The sequence below is a fragment of the Spirillospora sp. NPDC048824 genome, from assembly GCF_043198455.1.
GTDB lineage: Bacteria > Actinomycetota > Actinomycetes > Streptosporangiales > Streptosporangiaceae > Spirillospora.
In genome coordinates this window covers 513,233-527,836 of sequence record NZ_JBICUS010000001.1, presented here as the reverse complement: position 1 = coordinate 527,836, position 14,604 = coordinate 513,233, and the positions used below count along the sequence as shown (strand labels likewise).

The 14,604-nt window shown below is 71.6% G+C and carries 14 protein-coding genes; 11 read left to right on the top strand and 3 right to left on the bottom strand.

Going from position 1 to position 14,604, the window contains the following annotated elements; all coding sequences use genetic code 11:
* Positions 1-13: 13 nt before the first annotated feature.
* Both ACGFIS_RS02385 and ACGFIS_RS02380 read left to right on the top strand, forming a co-directional pair.
* Positions 14-2,083: a SpoIIE family protein phosphatase gene (locus tag ACGFIS_RS02385; RefSeq protein WP_392969123.1), complete on the top strand. Its 2,070-nt coding sequence runs from the start codon at positions 14-16 to the stop codon at positions 2,081-2,083.
* A gap of 55 nt (positions 2,084-2,138) precedes the next feature.
* Positions 2,139-2,648 (top strand): DUF6328 family protein, encoded by a 510-nt coding sequence (locus ACGFIS_RS02380; protein WP_392910471.1) that lies wholly within the window; start codon positions 2,139-2,141, stop codon positions 2,646-2,648.
* Positions 2,649-2,663: 15 nt separating this feature from the next.
* On the opposite strand, the gene proS is transcribed toward ACGFIS_RS02380, so the two are convergent.
* The gene (gene proS, locus ACGFIS_RS02375) at positions 2,664-4,112 is read right to left on the bottom strand and encodes a proline--tRNA ligase (protein WP_392969120.1); all 1,449 of its coding nucleotides are present in this window, start codon (positions 4,110-4,112) and stop codon (positions 2,664-2,666) included.
* Between the two features lie 57 nt (positions 4,113-4,169).
* On the opposite strand from proS, the gene ACGFIS_RS02370 reads away from it, so the two are divergent.
* The gene (locus ACGFIS_RS02370; protein WP_392969117.1) at positions 4,170-5,864 is read left to right on the top strand and encodes a proline--tRNA ligase; all 1,695 of its coding nucleotides are present in this window, start codon (positions 4,170-4,172) and stop codon (positions 5,862-5,864) included.
* Positions 5,865-5,907: 43 nt separating this feature from the next.
* Positions 5,908-7,551: an ABC-F family ATP-binding cassette domain-containing protein gene (locus ACGFIS_RS02365; RefSeq protein WP_392969114.1), complete on the top strand. Its 1,644-nt coding sequence runs from the start codon at positions 5,908-5,910 to the stop codon at positions 7,549-7,551.
* Positions 7,552-7,564: 13 nt separating this feature from the next.
* On the opposite strand, the gene ACGFIS_RS02360 is transcribed toward ACGFIS_RS02365, so the two are convergent.
* Positions 7,565-8,344 (bottom strand): rhomboid family intramembrane serine protease, encoded by a 780-nt coding sequence (locus ACGFIS_RS02360; protein ID WP_392910480.1) that lies wholly within the window; start codon positions 8,342-8,344, stop codon positions 7,565-7,567.
* Between the two features lie 324 nt (positions 8,345-8,668).
* Between ACGFIS_RS02360 and ACGFIS_RS02355 the strand changes: the two genes are divergently transcribed.
* The 7 genes from ACGFIS_RS02355 (at position 8,669) to ACGFIS_RS02325 (ending at position 14,042) form a co-directional block, all read left to right on the top strand.
* A complete protein-coding gene (locus ACGFIS_RS02355) occupies positions 8,669-8,854 on the top strand; it encodes a hypothetical protein (RefSeq protein ID WP_392910482.1) in 186 nt (61 codons plus the stop codon).
* Positions 8,855-8,943: 89 nt separating this feature from the next.
* Positions 8,944-9,912 (top strand): NAD-dependent epimerase/dehydratase family protein, encoded by a 969-nt coding sequence (locus ACGFIS_RS02350; protein ID WP_392969111.1) that lies wholly within the window; start codon positions 8,944-8,946, stop codon positions 9,910-9,912.
* Entirely contained in the window at positions 9,909-11,066 is a 1,158-nt protein-coding gene (locus ACGFIS_RS02345) for a glycosyltransferase family 4 protein (protein WP_392910486.1), read from the top strand. Before ACGFIS_RS02350 ends, ACGFIS_RS02345 begins: the two co-directional genes overlap by 4 nt.
* Positions 11,067-11,075: 9 nt before the next feature.
* A complete protein-coding gene (locus tag ACGFIS_RS02340) occupies positions 11,076-11,804 on the top strand; it encodes a hypothetical protein (protein ID WP_392910488.1) in 729 nt (242 codons plus the stop codon).
* On the top strand, positions 11,801-12,163 hold the full coding sequence (locus ACGFIS_RS02335; RefSeq protein WP_392969108.1) for a hypothetical protein: 363 nt from the start codon (positions 11,801-11,803) through the stop codon (positions 12,161-12,163). The genes ACGFIS_RS02340 and ACGFIS_RS02335 overlap by 4 nt, the downstream gene beginning before the upstream one ends.
* The gene (locus ACGFIS_RS02330; RefSeq protein ID WP_392969105.1) at positions 12,163-13,278 is read left to right on the top strand and encodes a glycosyltransferase family 4 protein; all 1,116 of its coding nucleotides are present in this window, start codon (positions 12,163-12,165) and stop codon (positions 13,276-13,278) included. The genes ACGFIS_RS02335 and ACGFIS_RS02330 overlap by 1 nt, the downstream gene beginning before the upstream one ends.
* On the top strand, positions 13,275-14,042 hold the full coding sequence (locus ACGFIS_RS02325) for a hypothetical protein (protein WP_392969102.1): 768 nt from the start codon (positions 13,275-13,277) through the stop codon (positions 14,040-14,042). The genes ACGFIS_RS02330 and ACGFIS_RS02325 overlap by 4 nt, the downstream gene beginning before the upstream one ends.
* On the opposite strand, the gene ACGFIS_RS02320 is transcribed toward ACGFIS_RS02325, so the two are convergent.
* Positions 14,026-14,559 (bottom strand): YceI family protein, encoded by a 534-nt coding sequence (locus tag ACGFIS_RS02320; RefSeq protein ID WP_392910497.1) that lies wholly within the window; start codon positions 14,557-14,559, stop codon positions 14,026-14,028. The genes ACGFIS_RS02325 and ACGFIS_RS02320 overlap by 17 nt on opposite strands.
* Between the last annotated feature and the right edge of the window lie 45 nt (positions 14,560-14,604).

Below are 14,604 nucleotides of genomic sequence, written 5' to 3'. Positions count from 1 at the left end.
AGAGGGTGACCAGATGCACGATCAGCCCGACCAGCTCGAACCCGAGGCCGTGATGCGGGAGATCTCGGACCTCGAAGGGCGCATCGGCGAGCTGCGCCAGGCCGCCGGTGTGCCCGAGCCCGACCTGCGGGCCACGCTGGACGCGGCCCTGGTCGAGCTGGAGCTGGCGCTGACCGTGCTGCGGACGATGGGCACCGAGCACACCGGTGAGCAGGGCGGATCGGCCGCGGCCGAGAACGAGCGGCGGGTGCTTCGCACGGTCTTCCAGGACGCCCCGGTGCCGCTGTTCCTGTTGGACCGCAACACGAGCGTCCGGCGCGTCAACCGGCAGGCGGCGGCGCTGCTCGGCACGTCCGCCGGTTACGTGTCCGGCAAGCAGTTCACGGCGTTCTGCGACATGGCGGGCCGTGCGGCCGTGCGGTCGCAGCTGGCCGCGGCCGTCCGGACGGGTGGGCGCCGCCGTGTCCCGGTCCGTTTCCTCGGCCGCGACCGGCCGGTCGACGCCGTGGTGACGCTGGCCCGCGTGTGGATACGCGGCGAACCGGACCCGATGGTCGTGGTGGCCGCCGGTCCGACGAACACCCCCACCCATCACCAGGCCCCGCCCGTCCGGCAGGGGAAGGCGAAACGGGCGGCGTCCGCCCAGATCGCATCGGCCCAGGCGGTGCCCGCCCGGGCGGTGCCCGCTCCCGCCGCGAAGGCGGCCGCCCAGGACGGGCCCGCCCACCCGAAGACGGCTCCCGGCGCACCGCCGGACGATGAGGCCGTCGCCACGATCGTCCACCGGATGGACGTCCTCGCCACCGCCACTGAACTGCTGCTCGACGAACCGGTCTTCAACGAGACCGTGGCGGTCCGGCGGTGCGCCCGGCTGCTGGCCGCCGAACTCGCCGACTGGGCGTTCATCGACCTGACCGGCCCGAACGGCGGCGCGGGGGCGTCCTCACCGGCCGGGGCGCACGCGGCGGGCTCGGCGCCGCCGCTGCGCCGCCAGGTCGTGATGGGCCCGGAGGACGAGCATTCCGTCGAGGCCGCACGGATGCTGGAGGAGGTCGAGCCCGTCCAGGGCACCCTGCCCCACACCGTGTTCGTCACCCGGCAGAGCGCCCTGCGGCCCCACGTGGAGGACCTCGACATCCTCGGCGTGTGCCCGGACGGCCAGCCCGTCTGCGGCAAGATCGGCGCGACGTCGGTGCTGAGCGTCCCGATCGAGGACGGCGTCCACGCCATTGGAACGATCACGCTGACGGCGAGCGGCGAGTACGGCCCGTTCGATCTCATGGATCTCGGGGTCGTCCAGCGGCTCGGCCGCTACCTGGCCCTGGTGATCCGGGCGGCGCGGCTGTACCGGCGCCGCGCCGAGGTCGCCGAGACGCTGCAGGCCGGGCTGCTGCCGAAATCACTGCCGGCCATTCCGGGCATCAGCGTCGCCGCGAAGTATCTGACGGCGACGCACGGCTCGGAGGTGGGCGGCGACTTCTACGACGTGTTCCGCACCGAGAACGGCTGGGGGCTGATCCTCGGCGACGTGTGCGGCAAGGGCGAGGACGCGGCGGCCGTGACCGCGACGGCCCGGCACTGCGCGCGGCTGGCGGCGCGGTGGAAGGCGCACCCGGGCGACGTCCTCGGCGTCGTGAACGAGGCGCTGCTGGACGAGGACCGGTTCGTCACCGCCGTGATGGCCGGGCTGACCGTGGAGACGGAGCGGGTCATCGTCACCCTCGGCACCGCGGGCCACCCGCCCGCGGTCGTCGTCCGCGCCGACGGGGTGATCAGGTCGGCGTCGCGCGGCGGCGTCCCGCTCGGCCTGTTCGAGGACTTCGAGGCCGGGCTGGACACGGTCGAACTCACCGTCGGCGACACGCTGATCCTGTACTCCGACGGCGTCCTTGAGGCGTGCGACATGCTGCGGCAGGAGTTCGGGCAGGAGCGCATGCTGGAGTGCCTCGCCGGTCACGCGGGTGAATCTCCGGAGGAGATGCTGGCCGCGGTGGAACGGGCGCTGCTGGATTTCTGCGACAGCGACCTGCGCGACGACGTGTCGATGCTCGCGCTGCGGGTGGAACCGCCGTCCCTCGGGTAGGAACGGCCGGCCCGGTCGGTGGACTGATGGTCGTTCAGCCGGGTAAATGCGTTCCATGACCGTCGATCCCTCGAAAAAGCCACGCAACGAGACCGAACACGAACGTCTCGACCGGCAGCTGGTGGAGCTCCTCCAGGGGTTCCGTGTCGCGGTCACCGGCGTGCAGGTGCTCTTCGCGTTCCTGCTCACCGTCCCGTACTCCGCCAACTTCGACAAGGTCGACGGTGCGGGGATACCGCTGTTCTACATCGCGCTGTTCGGGGCGGCGATCGCCTCGATCTGTTTCACCGCGCCGGCCTTCCACCACCGGATCCTGTTCCGGCAGGGGCAGAAGCCGCTGCTGATCCGCCGCGCCAACTTCTTCGGGATCATCGGCGCGTTCGCCCTGATGGCGTCGATGACGGCGGCGACCACGCTGATCGTCGAGTCGCTCGCGGAGACACCGACCTGGACGATCCTCACGGCGGCGTCCCTGGCGGCGTTGTGCACCTACGTGTGGTTCATCCAGCCGTACATGACCCGGCTGAAGGTGAAACGCACCCCGTCGAATCCCGAGAGCACCTGACGCGAGCGCGGCCTCTCAGTAGGCGCGGCTGAAGATGACGCGCTTGCCGTAGGCGGACGGGCGGCCGCACTTCACGCAGTCGCCGGCCTCCTCCGGTGCGTCGGACGCGATGACCCGCGGTGTCGCGGCGGTCTCCGCCTTGATGTCGTCCTCGCAGGCGCCTTCGCCGCAGTGGAACGCGCGGGCCCATCCGGACGCGACCTGCGCGCCGAACGCGTCCCAGCCGTCCACGACGGCGGTGCGGTCCTCGCGGAACGCTTCGGCGCGGCCGAGCAGGAACGACTGGAAGTCGTCGAGGACCCCCGGCAGAACCTCCGCCAGCTTCTCCAGCGGGATCTGCTCCTTGCCCTGCCCCTCGACCGTAGGCAGTCGCCGCACAAGGGTGGCGACGCCCGCGTCGATGTCGCGCTTCCCCAGCTCGATGCGGACGGGGACGCCGCGCATCTCCCACTCGTTGAACTTGAAGCCCGGCGACAGCTGCGGACGGTTGTCGTCGACGTGGACGCGGATGCCCGTCGCCTTCATCGCCGCGCCCAGCCTGCGGGCCTCCGCCGCGACCTCCTCGCCCTGCTCCTTGCGCCCGATCGGGACGATCACGACCTGGTACGGCGCGATGCGCGGCGGCAGCACGAGGCCCTTGTCGTCCCCGTGCGTCATGATCACGCCGCCGATCATGCGGGTGCTCATGCCCCAGGACGTGGTGTGCGCGAGGGTCAGCCTGCCCGCCTCGTCCTGGTACTGGATCTCGAACGGTTTGGCGAAGTTGGTGCCGAGGTAGTGCGACGTCCCGGCCTGCAGGGCCCGGCCGTCCCGCATCATGCCCTCGATGGTGTACGTGCGGACGGCGCCGGCGAACCGCTCACCGGGCGTCTTCTCCCCCGCGACGACGGGCATCGCCGCCAGGTCGCGCGCGAGGCTGGTGTAGGCGTCCAGGGCCCACATCGTCTCGCGCATCGCGTCGTCCTCGTCGGCGTGCGCGGTGTGGCCCTCCTGCCAGAGGAACTCGGTCGTCCGCAGGAACATCCGGGGCCGCATCTCCCAGCGGACGACGTTCGCCCACTGGTTCAGCAGCAGCGGCAGGTCGCGGTGCGAGTCGATCCACTTGGCCATGTACTCGCCGATGACCGTCTCGGACGTCGGCCGCACGACCAGCGGCTCCTCCAGGTCCTTGCCGCCCGCGTGCGTCACGACGGCCAGCTCGGGGGAGAAGCCCTCGACGTGCTCGGCCTCGCGCTTGAGATACGACTCCGGGATGAACATCGGGAAGCACGCGTTGTCGTGCCCCGCGTCCTTGATCCGCTGGTCCAGGTCGGCCTGGAGCAGCTCCCACATCCGGTAACCGTACGGGCGGATGACCATCGTGCCGCGCACCGGTCCGCGGTCGACGAGCTGGGCCTGCACGACCAGCTCGTTGTACCAGGCGGAGAAATCCTCGCTCTGCGGCGTCACACCTTCTCGACTCACGGCAATCAGGGTACTGACCGGCGGCGGCGGGCAGGAACGATTGGTTAGGCTCGCGGGATGCGCTGGTCCCAGATGTTCGTGCCCACTCTCCGCGAGGACCCCGCCGAGGCGGACGCGCCGAGCCACCGGCTGCTGCTCCGCGCCGGTCTCATCCGGCAGCTGACCGCGGGCCACTACTCGCTGCTGCCGCTGGCCGTCCGCGTCCGCGCGAAGATCATCCAGATCGTGCGGGAGGAGATGAACGCGATCGGCGCGCAGGAGATGCTGCTCCCGGCGCTGCACCCGGCCGAGCCGTGGCAGAAGTCGGGCCGCTGGGAGCTGATGGGCCAGGAGATGTTCCGGCTCCGCGACCGGCGCGGCGCCGACCTCGCCCTCGGCATGACGCACGAGGAGATCTTCGCGACCGTGGCGCGGGAGCTGAGCTCCTACAAGCAGCTGCCGCAGCAGTGGTACCAGTTCCAGACGAAGTTTAGGGACGAGCCGCGCCCCAAGGGCGGCCTCATGCGCACCCGCGAGTTCACCATGAAGGACGCCTACAGCTTCGACATCGACCGTCCCGGCCTGGACGCGTCGTTCGACGCCTACCACGGCGCCTACACGCGGATCTTCGAACGGCTGGGCATTCCGGCGCTGCCGTGCGAGGCGTCCAGCGGGACGATGGGCGGCTCCGGCTCGACCGAGTTCATGTGCCCGTCCGACGTCGGCGAGGACCTCGTCGCCCACTGCCCGGCCTGCGGCTACGCGGCGAACATCGAGCGTGCGACCTCGGCGCTGCCCGCTGCTTCGGACGGCCCGGGGCTGGACGCACCGGAACGCTTCGACACACCCGGCGTCCGCACGATCGAAGATCTCTTGGCGTACGACGCGCCGGGCGGCCGGCAGATCAAGACACTCGTCTACATCCTGGACGGCACGCTCACGCTCGTGCTGCTGCGCGGCGATCACCCGCTCAACGAGCAGAAGCTCGTGGACGCGACCGGCGCGACCGAGATCCGCGCCGCCGAGCCGTCCGAGATCCTCGACGCTCTAGGGGCTCTGCCGGGCAGCCTGGGCGCGGTCGGCGTGGCGCTCCCGGTGATCGCGGACGAGGCACTGCGGGGCCGCCGCGACATGTTCACCGGCGCGAACACCGACGACGTCCACCTGCGCGGCGTCTCGGTCGAACGCGACATCGGCGTGGGCACCTGGGCCGACCTGCGCGAGGTCGCCGCCGGCGAACCCTGCGTCCGGTGCGGGTCGCCGCTGGAGATCGTCCGGGCCATCGAGGTGGGCCACATCTTCAAGCTCGGCGACCGCTACGCCCGCGCCCTCGGCGTCGAGGTCCTGGCCCCGGACGGCCGCCTCGTCCCGGTGGTCATGGGCAGCTACGGCATCGGCGTGGAGCGGGCGATGGCCGCGATCGTCGAGACCCACAACGACGAGCGCGGCATCGTCTGGCCGCTCTCCGTGGCGCCGTTCCAGGTCGCGGTCGTCCCGGCCCAGTCGGACGACGCCGAGGTGGCCAAGGCCGCCGAGGACGTCTACGCGGGTCTGGCCACCGCGGGCATCGAGGTGGTCATCGACGACCGCTCCGAACGGGCGGGCGTGAAGTTCCGCGACGTGGAACTGACCGGCATCCCGTTCCGCGTGACGATCGGCCGGCGCAGCCTGGCCGAGGGCCTGGCGGAGGTCACCACGCGCGCCACCGGCGAGACGTCCAAGATCGCTCTGGCCGAGGTCGTCGCCCACGTCGAGTCGCTGCTCGCCCCGTAATTGGTTTGACGCGTCCAGCCGGCCTTCCCGAGACTCGGGCACCATGGGACACGTCGAGGTGGGCCACGTCGGCCATGTGCTGCCGGACGGCCGGATGCTGCTGGACGACGTCTCCTTCCGCGTCGGCGACGGCGTCACCGCCGCCCTGGTCGGCCCGAACGGCGCCGGTAAGACGACGCTGCTCCGCCTGATCGCCGGCGACCTGACGCCCCAGTCCGGAACCGTCGGGCACAGCGGCGGCATCGGCGTGATGCGCCAGTTCATCGGCAGCATGCGCGACGACTCGTCCGTCCACGACCTGCTTCTCTCCCTCGCGCCGCCGCGCGTCCGGTCGGCCGCCGAGGCGGTGGAATCAGCCGAACTCGCGATGATGGAACGCGACGACGAGCCCACCCAGCTTCGCTACGCCACGGCCCTGGCAGGCTGGGGCGACGCGGGCGGCTACGAGATCGAGGTGCTCTGGGACGCCTGCTGCGTCGCCGCGCTGGGCATCTCGTACGACGGCTGCCGCTGGCGCGAAGTCCGCACCCTCTCGGGAGGCGAACAGAAGCGCCTGGCCCTCGAAGCCCTGCTCCGCGGCCCTGACGAGGTCCTCCTCCTGGACGAGCCCGACAACTACCTGGACGTCCCGGGCAAACGCTGGCTGGAAGAGAGACTGCGCGAAACACCCAAAACAATCCTCCTGGTCTCCCACGACCGCGAACTCCTCGACCGTTCCGCCGACCGGATCGTCACCGTCGAGGCGTCCCGCGTCTGGATCCACGGCGGGCGTTTCGCCACCTACGCCGCGGCCCGCCGCGACCGCAACGAGCGCCTCGAAGAACTGCGCCGCCGCTGGGACGAGGAGCACGCGAAACTGAAGGAGCTCGTCAACACTCTCCGCACCAAGGCCACCGTCAACGACGGTTTCGCGTCGCGCTACCGGGCGGCTCAGACGCGCCTGCGCAAGTTCGAGGAGGCGGGCCCGCCCGAGATCCCGCCCCGCGACCAGAACCTCAAGATGCGCCTGCACGGAGGCCGCACCGGCAAACGTGCGGTGATCTGCGAGAGCCTCGAGCTGACGGGCCTCATGAAGCCCTTCGACACCGAGATCTGGTACGGCGAACGCGTAGCGGTCCTGGGCTCCAACGGCTCCGGCAAATCCCACTTCCTACGCCTCCTGACCGCAATAGCCGAAGCACTCCCCCGAGGCGCCACACCGGTAGAACCCGTAGCCCACACCGGCCTGGCCCGCCTGGGCGCGCGCGTCGTCCCCGGCCTTTTCGCGCAAACGCACGCCCGCCCTGACCTGGCGGGCCGCACCCCGTGCGAGATCGTCATGACCGAACACGCCCGCCTGCGCAACGACGCCATGAGCGCCCTGACCCGCTACGAGTTGAACGTCTGCGCGGAACAACCCTTCGAAACCCTTTCAGGCGGCCAACAGGCCCGCCTGCAGATCCTGCTCCTAGAACTAGGCGGCGCCACACTCCTCCTCCTGGACGAGCCGACCGACAACCTGGACCTGGCCAGCGCCGAAGCCCTCCAAGAGGGCCTGGAGTCCTACGAGGGCACGGTCGTCTCCGTAACGCACGACCGCTGGTTCGCCCGCTCCTTCGACCGCCACCTGATCTTCGGCGCCGACGGCTCCGTCTACGAGTCCCCCGAGCCCGTCTGGAACGAGGCCCGGGTGGCCCGTCCCCGCTGAACCCGCAGCGGGGTCACAGGAGGGTGCCGCCGAGTTCCGAGGTCTTGATCACCACCAGGGCGGCCAGCAGGACGAGCATGGCCGCGGCGGCGCCCACCTGGACGAGAAGGCGTCGTTCTCTCGGTGCGTAGGCGAAGGCCAGAGCGATGGCGCCGCCCGCGAGCAGACCGCCCAGGTGGCCCTGCCACGCGGTGACCCCGGCCGAGACGACCAGCCAGATCATCGCGAACACGACGAGCCGGTTGGCCTCGTGCATGGGGTGGCCGAGCCGGCGCATGAAGATCCAGTAGGCCGCGGTGAGCCCGAAGACGCCCCCCGAGGCGCCGATCGCGTTCATGCCCGGGTCGATCAGGTAGCCGAGGACCGAGCCGCCCAGCGCGGCCAGCAGGTACAGGGCGAGGAAGCGCCACCGGCCGAGCATCTCCTCGGTCGGCCGGCCGAGCCGCCACAGCCACCACATGTTCAAGACGATGTGGAGGATCCCGAAACCGCCCTCCGTGGGCAGCAGGTGCACGAACGCGGAGGTGATCAACCGGTACCACTCGCCGTACGCGACGCCGACCGACTCGAACCCCGGGTACGTCCCGCCGTCGGCCGCGTACATCGCACCGTCCGAGCCGATGAGGCCCATGCCCAGGGACCCGAGCTTGTCGGCCAGGTCCGGCTTGGCCAGCTCACCCAGGTAGACCAGCACGTTCACGGCGATCAGGACGTAGGTCGCCCAGGGCGTCACCGAGACCTTGCCACCGAAGACCGTCCGGCCCTGGCGAACGGTCCTGTTGCCCTCGCGCACGCATTCGACGCACTGGTGACGACCTGGACGTGTTCTTCAAGACTCAGGCGCGCGCATTCTGGCGCATGTGGCGAGAGATCAAACGGGAAGGCAAGCACCTGGCCGCCCCGCCCGGCTTCTCAAGGTACGCGTAACTCGAAACCGAGTGCAGCGCAATGCGTTCCTTCGAGTCCTCGGCCGTGCCCGGTCTACTCCAGACGCCTGGCTGGTCATGGGAGAGTCGCTCCCGAACGACGAGTCTCTCAAGATGATCGAGAAGATCCAGGAGGGCTAGGCTCGCGCACGACGAGGACTGCCACCGGACGATCGCGGAATGGGTGGCCCGTGTTCGACCGGATGCACCTGGCCTTCTGCGCCTCGCGGATCGGTTCCGGGGCCGTCGCGGCCCGCCAGTTCCGGGCCATGGGCCCCTACTGCTCCGAGATGCCCTGGGGCGGTTTCGTCATCCTGCCCCGGTTCCGGACCCGCGTGCACCGCCGGCTCACCCTGGCTGCCCACCGGCGTCGCTGAGCAGCTCCCCGTGCCGGGTATGCCGTGTCCCGGTGGAACAGGGACAGGAGCCCTGTCCCTGTTCGGGCGGCGGCGGATAAAGTGCCCGCGTGCGGGTGGTCGTGACTGGGGCGGCGGGGTTCATCGGGAGCCATGTGGTCGACGCGCTTTCGGGCGCGGGGCACGAGGTTCTCGCTGTTGACGCGCCCTCGCGGTCGCTGGCGCCCGAGGTGGCGTGGCGGACGTGGGCGGAGGTCGCGGCCCGGCCGGGGGTCGCCGCGGCCGAGGTCGATCTGGCGGTGGACGGGCTGGACGCCGTCGCGGCGGCGGACATCGTCGTCCATCTGGCGGGGCGGCCCGGCGTGCGGGACTCGTGGGGGCCGGGGCGGGCCGTCGCCGAGAGGGACAACGTGACGGCGACGCGGCGGCTGCTCGCGGCATGCGTGGAAAGGCCACCGGGGCACAGGCCGAAGGTCGTGGTCGCGTCCAGTTCGTCGGTGTACGGGTCGGCGGGGCGGCGGCCGAACCGGGAGGACGACCCGCTGAACCCGGCGAGCCCGTACGCGGTCAGCAAGGTCGAGGTGGAGCGGCTCGCGGGCCTCGCGGCGGACGCCGGGCTGCGCACGGTGCTGCTGAGGTACTTCTCCGTGTACGGGCCTCGCCAACGGCCCGACATGGCGTTTCACCGGTTCGTGGAGGCGGCGCTGGACGGGCGTCCGCTGCCGGTGTTCGGGGACGGGCTCAGGTCGCGGAGCTTCACGCACGTCAGGGATGTCGTCACGGCGACGCTCGCGGCGGTGGCCGAGGAGTTGCCACCCGGTATCGCCATCAATGTCGGCCATCGTGAGCATGTGGCCGTGCGGGATGCGATCACGATGCTGACGGACGCCCTGGGCGTGCAGGCCGAGATTCAGCGGGAGACGCCCGTGGCCGGGGACGCCGCGCGGACGTGGGCCGACATCGGGCGCGCCCGCAAACTGCTGGGCTGGGCGCCCACGATCGGTCTCCGAGACGGGCTCCACGACCAGATCGCCTGGCATCGGGCGCTGCGGACGATGGAGGAGGTGCGGGTCGGGTGAGGCACAGGGCGGCCTATGTCGCGTTCGACCGGTTCCCGTCCAGCAAAGGGTCGGCGGTTCACATCGCCCAGATGGCCGACGAGCTGTTCGCGCACTGCGGCGGCGGGCTCCTCGGCGTGATCGGCGGCGGTGACCTGCCCCGGTACCAGCGGGAGGGGACGCGGGAGATCGTGCGGTTCGACGCGCAGATCCCGAATCTCATCGACCGGGCCGAGGCGTTCTCCGGATGGGTCGCCGACCATCTGGCGCCGCACTGGGACACGCTGGAGATCTGCCACGTCCGGGACCCGTGGAGCGCGCTTCCCGTCGTCGCCGACGGGCGGCGCCACAAGGTCGTGTACGAGGTCAACGGCCTGCCGTCCATCGAGATGAGCCACACGTGGCCGTGGGCGGCGCCGACCACGCTCGGCAAGATCCGCGAACTGGAGCGGTTCTGCCTGGAGCGCAGCGACGCGGTCGTGGTGCCGTCGCGGGTGATCGGCGGCGCCGTCCGGGAACGGGGCGTCCCCGAGGACAAGGTCCACCTCGTGCCGAACGGCGCCGACGTCACCGGCGGAACCGCACGGCCGGCCGACGCACCTGAGCGTTATGTCATCTACGTCGGCGCGATGCAGCCGTGGCAGGGCCTGGACGTACTGATGCGCGCGTTCGCCCGGCTCGCCGACCTGCCCGCCCTCCGGCTCGTGATCTGCGCGTCGGTCCCGGAGCGGCGGGCGAAGCCGGTGCGGCGGCTGGCCGAGCGGCTCGGGATCGCCGAAAGGATCGACTGGCGGTTCACCCTGCCGCACCACGAGGTCGCCGCGTGGCTTGCGCACGCCGAGGTGTCGCTGGCGCCGCTGACCGGCTGCGCCCGCAACCTCGACCAGGGGTGTGCGCCGCTGAAGGTGATCGAGTCCATGGCGGCCGGTGTGCCGGTGGTGGCCTCGGATCTGCCGGCGGTGCGGGAGCTGATGGCGGACGGGGTGCACGGGCGGCTCGTCCCGGCCGACCGTCCAGCCGAGCTGGCCAGGGCCGTCCGGGTTCTGCTGGAGTACCCGCTGGAGGCCGCCGCGATGGGGCGCAGGGGCCGTGAGCACATCGAAGAGAGCCTGACCTGGGCGCGGTCGCGCGCTCGGCTGGCCGAGGTCTACCGCACTCTCACACAGGTTCGATAGGGGTACGTCATGTTCTGGCGTAAGCAGAAGGCCGCCATCGAGCGTTTCCATCCGCTTCACAAGGCCCTCACCCTGGAGAAGGGCTTCACCGTCACGCTGCGGCGGGACGACTGGGAGCCGGTGATCCAGAGCATCGCGGGGCACGACGCGCAGGTGAAGCGCCGCAAATGGCTGCTGCACGACCGGGTCCGGGGCGTGCTCGTGCCGATGCTGCGGGTGCTCGCGGCCGACATGGCGCCGGGCGGAGTGCTGTCGGTGGCGGCGGACATGCGCGGCCCGGCGGTCCCGGAGAAGAACGGTCCGCAGCAGGACCTGCCCTCCCGCCCCCCGGTGTCGAGGCTGAAGCAGTGGTACTCGTTCGATCCGTGGCTGCGTGCGCGCGCCGAACTGCGCGACGGCAGCGTCGTCGAACTCGTGGTCACCGACCGGGTGCGCAACCGCAGGTACCGCAAGCGGAACCCGCGCGGCAAGATCAAGCTCAAGAGCAAGTCGAAGACGGTGCAGCTGGTGCGGGTCACCCGGCGGCTGCCGAAGGGCGCCGTCGTCCAGCGGCCCCCGTCGCCGCCGCCGAGCTGGGTCAGGGTCCGGGTCAAGCCGGGCACGCGGACGGTGGTCCGCGCGAGCGGGAAGTTCCCCGGCCCGCGGGAGAACCTGGCCCTGGTCGACCTGATCCTGCAGGTGTCGACGGAGCCGTTCCGGTGGACGCCGCCGGGCACGGCCACGAGGAGGACGACATGACCCGCTGCTCCGTGACCACGGGTTTCTTCGTGCTGGGGCGCTGCGGCCAGGTGGCGGCGGCGTCCTGCGCGCAGTGCCGGCGCGCCGTCTGCGCCGCGCACGCCGCGTACGCGGCACAGGGCGCGCTGTGCCCGGAGTGCGCGGCGGCGCAGGGGTACGGGACGCCGGACCCCCACCACCCGTCCTGGGCGGGCGGATACCGGCGCCACTACTACCGGCGCAGCTCGCAGGTCTACAGCGACGTCCACTGGTATTCGTCGTTCGACGCGTTCGACCGCGGGGCGTTCAACCCCGGTGACGACTACTCGCAAGGCGGCGACTGGGGGGCGGACGACGACACGGGGTTCGTGGACAGCTGATGCCCCGCGTCCTGTGGATCACCGAGCACTATCCGCCGAGCCGGGGCGGCATGTCGCAGTCGTGCGACCGGATCGTGCGGGGTCTGCGCGGCGCGGGCGCCGAGGTCGACGTCGCCCACCTGACGCGCCGGGGCCGCCGGTGGGGCGTTGAACGCGAGTACGGCGGGCGGCTGCTGACCGCGCCCCTCGGCGACGACTCCGAGCACGCGCTGCGTCGGCTGTGGACGACGATCACCGCGGAGAACCTGACCGGCTACAGCCATGTGGTCGCGTTCGGCGGCGTGTACGCCATGCTCGCCGCGCCCGTCCTGTCCGCGCTGCTGGACGCGCCGCTCGTCACGCTGCTGCGCGGCAACGACATCGACGTCGGCGTGTTCTCGATGCGGCGGCGCGGCGTGCTGGCGGACGCGCTGCGCGCCTCGTCCCGCGTCTGCGTCGTCGCCCGGTCGCACGCGCCGCTGGTGTCGGCGCTGGCCCCGGACGCCGCCGTCACGTTCGTCGCGAACAGCGTCGACACCGGGCAGTGGCGGATCCTGCCGTCCGAGCGGGAGCGGGGCCGGGCGTGGCGGGACGGCGGCGTCGGGGCGGGACGCCGGACGATCGGCCTCATCGGGCAGCTCAAGGTCAAGAAGGGTGTCGGCTTCTTCCTGGACGCCCTGGCCGCGTCGGGGCACGCGGAGGCGTTCCATCTGCTGCTGGTCGGCGAGGTCGAGGAGTCCGTGCGGGAGGGGCTGGCCGAGCGTGAGATTCCGCACTCGTCGTTGCCGTTCATGGAGCGCTACGACCTGCCGGCCGTCTACGCGGGCTGCGACCTCGTCGCGCTGCCGTCGTTCTACGACGGGATGCCGAACGTGGCGCTGGAGGCGGCGGCGCTCGGCGTGCCGCTGATCGCGTCGGACGGCGGCGGGCTCGCGGACGTCGCGGACGACGAGATCGGGTTCACGTTCCCGGCCGGGGACGCGCACGCCTGCCGCGCGGCGATCGACCGGGCCGCGCGGGCGAGCGCCGAGGAACTGGCCAAGCTCGGCGCGGCGGGCGCGGAACGGATCCGCCGCGACTTCACCCCGGCCGCCGAGACCGCCGGATACCTCGCGGTTCTCGACTCCGTGCGGTGATCGTCTGCTACGCGGCCGGGGACGGGCTGGGGCATCTCACACGGCTCCGGTCGGCCCTGCACACCCTGTCCCCGGACGGGCCGGTGACCGTGGTGACCGGGTCGCCGTTCGCCGCCGATCCGCGCGTCGCGGGCGGCTGGCACGTCGTGGAGAGCGCGGCGGGCCCGGTACCGGACGAGGTGATCGTGGACGCGTTCCCGGCCGGTCTCAGGGGCGAACTCACCCGCTTCCCGCCCGGGACGAGGGTCACGCATCTGGCCCGGCTGCTGCGCTGGGACGCGTACCGGCCGCTGATGCCCGCCGACCCGCCGCGCTTCGACCGCACGTTCGTCCTGGAGCCGCTGAACCCCGCCCATGAGGCCCACCTGCGCGAGGTCTCGGACGAGATCTCACCGCTGGCCCTCATCGACCCCCCATCGGAACCGATCGACGTGGACGGCTGGCTCATCGTGCACAGCGGGCCCGACCTGGAGACACGCGAACTCGTCGCCTACGCGCGGGACATGGCGTCCGCCGAACGGGTCCGCCCGCCCATGACGCTGGTGTCGCCGCGCAGGCCGGACGGTCTTCCCGCGGACATCGCCCACCTGGACGTCTATCCCGCCTGCCCGCCGGGCCCGAACGTCGGGCGCATCATCACCGCGGCCGGGTTCAACGCCGTCCGCCAGTACGCGCCCTGGCGGGAACGGCACCGGATGCTGCCGTTCCCGCGCAGCCTCGACGACCAGTACACCCGCGCCGCCCGCGCTAGGCGGGAAGCCTGACGTCGAACTCGATCTCGACGTCGTCGGCGAGCCTGAGGGCGCCGAAGAACGCCGAGTACGGTTTGATGCCCCAGCGGCTCTGCGTCACGGTGACGCCGCCCCGTACGCGGTCACCGTCAAGGGCGGCCGGGATCCGCACCGGCTTCACCCGCCCCATGATCGTGAGGTCGCCCTCGATCTCCTCGTTTCCCGCGATCCGGGTGGAGACGAACGTGATGTGCGGATAGCGGTGGACGTCGAGCACCTTGCGCAGGTTCTTCTTGATCTCCGCGCGGTCCTCGTCGGTCAGGGGCTTCACGCCCCCGGCGCCCTCCCGCACCTCCAGCGCGTCCACGTCGACGGTCACCTCGACGGACGACCCGTCCAGCGGCTCCCGGACCTCGACGGCCGCCGTCCACCGGGTGGCCTCGATGGTCAGGTCGTGGCCGGCCCGCCGCCCGAGCCCGCTGCGGCCCGTCCTGATCAGCAGCCGCCCGTCGTCCGGCCCCAGCTCATACGTTCCTTCGCGTGCCGTCATGACTTCAACACCGCCATGCCCTCACGATGTCACGCGCCCCGCCGG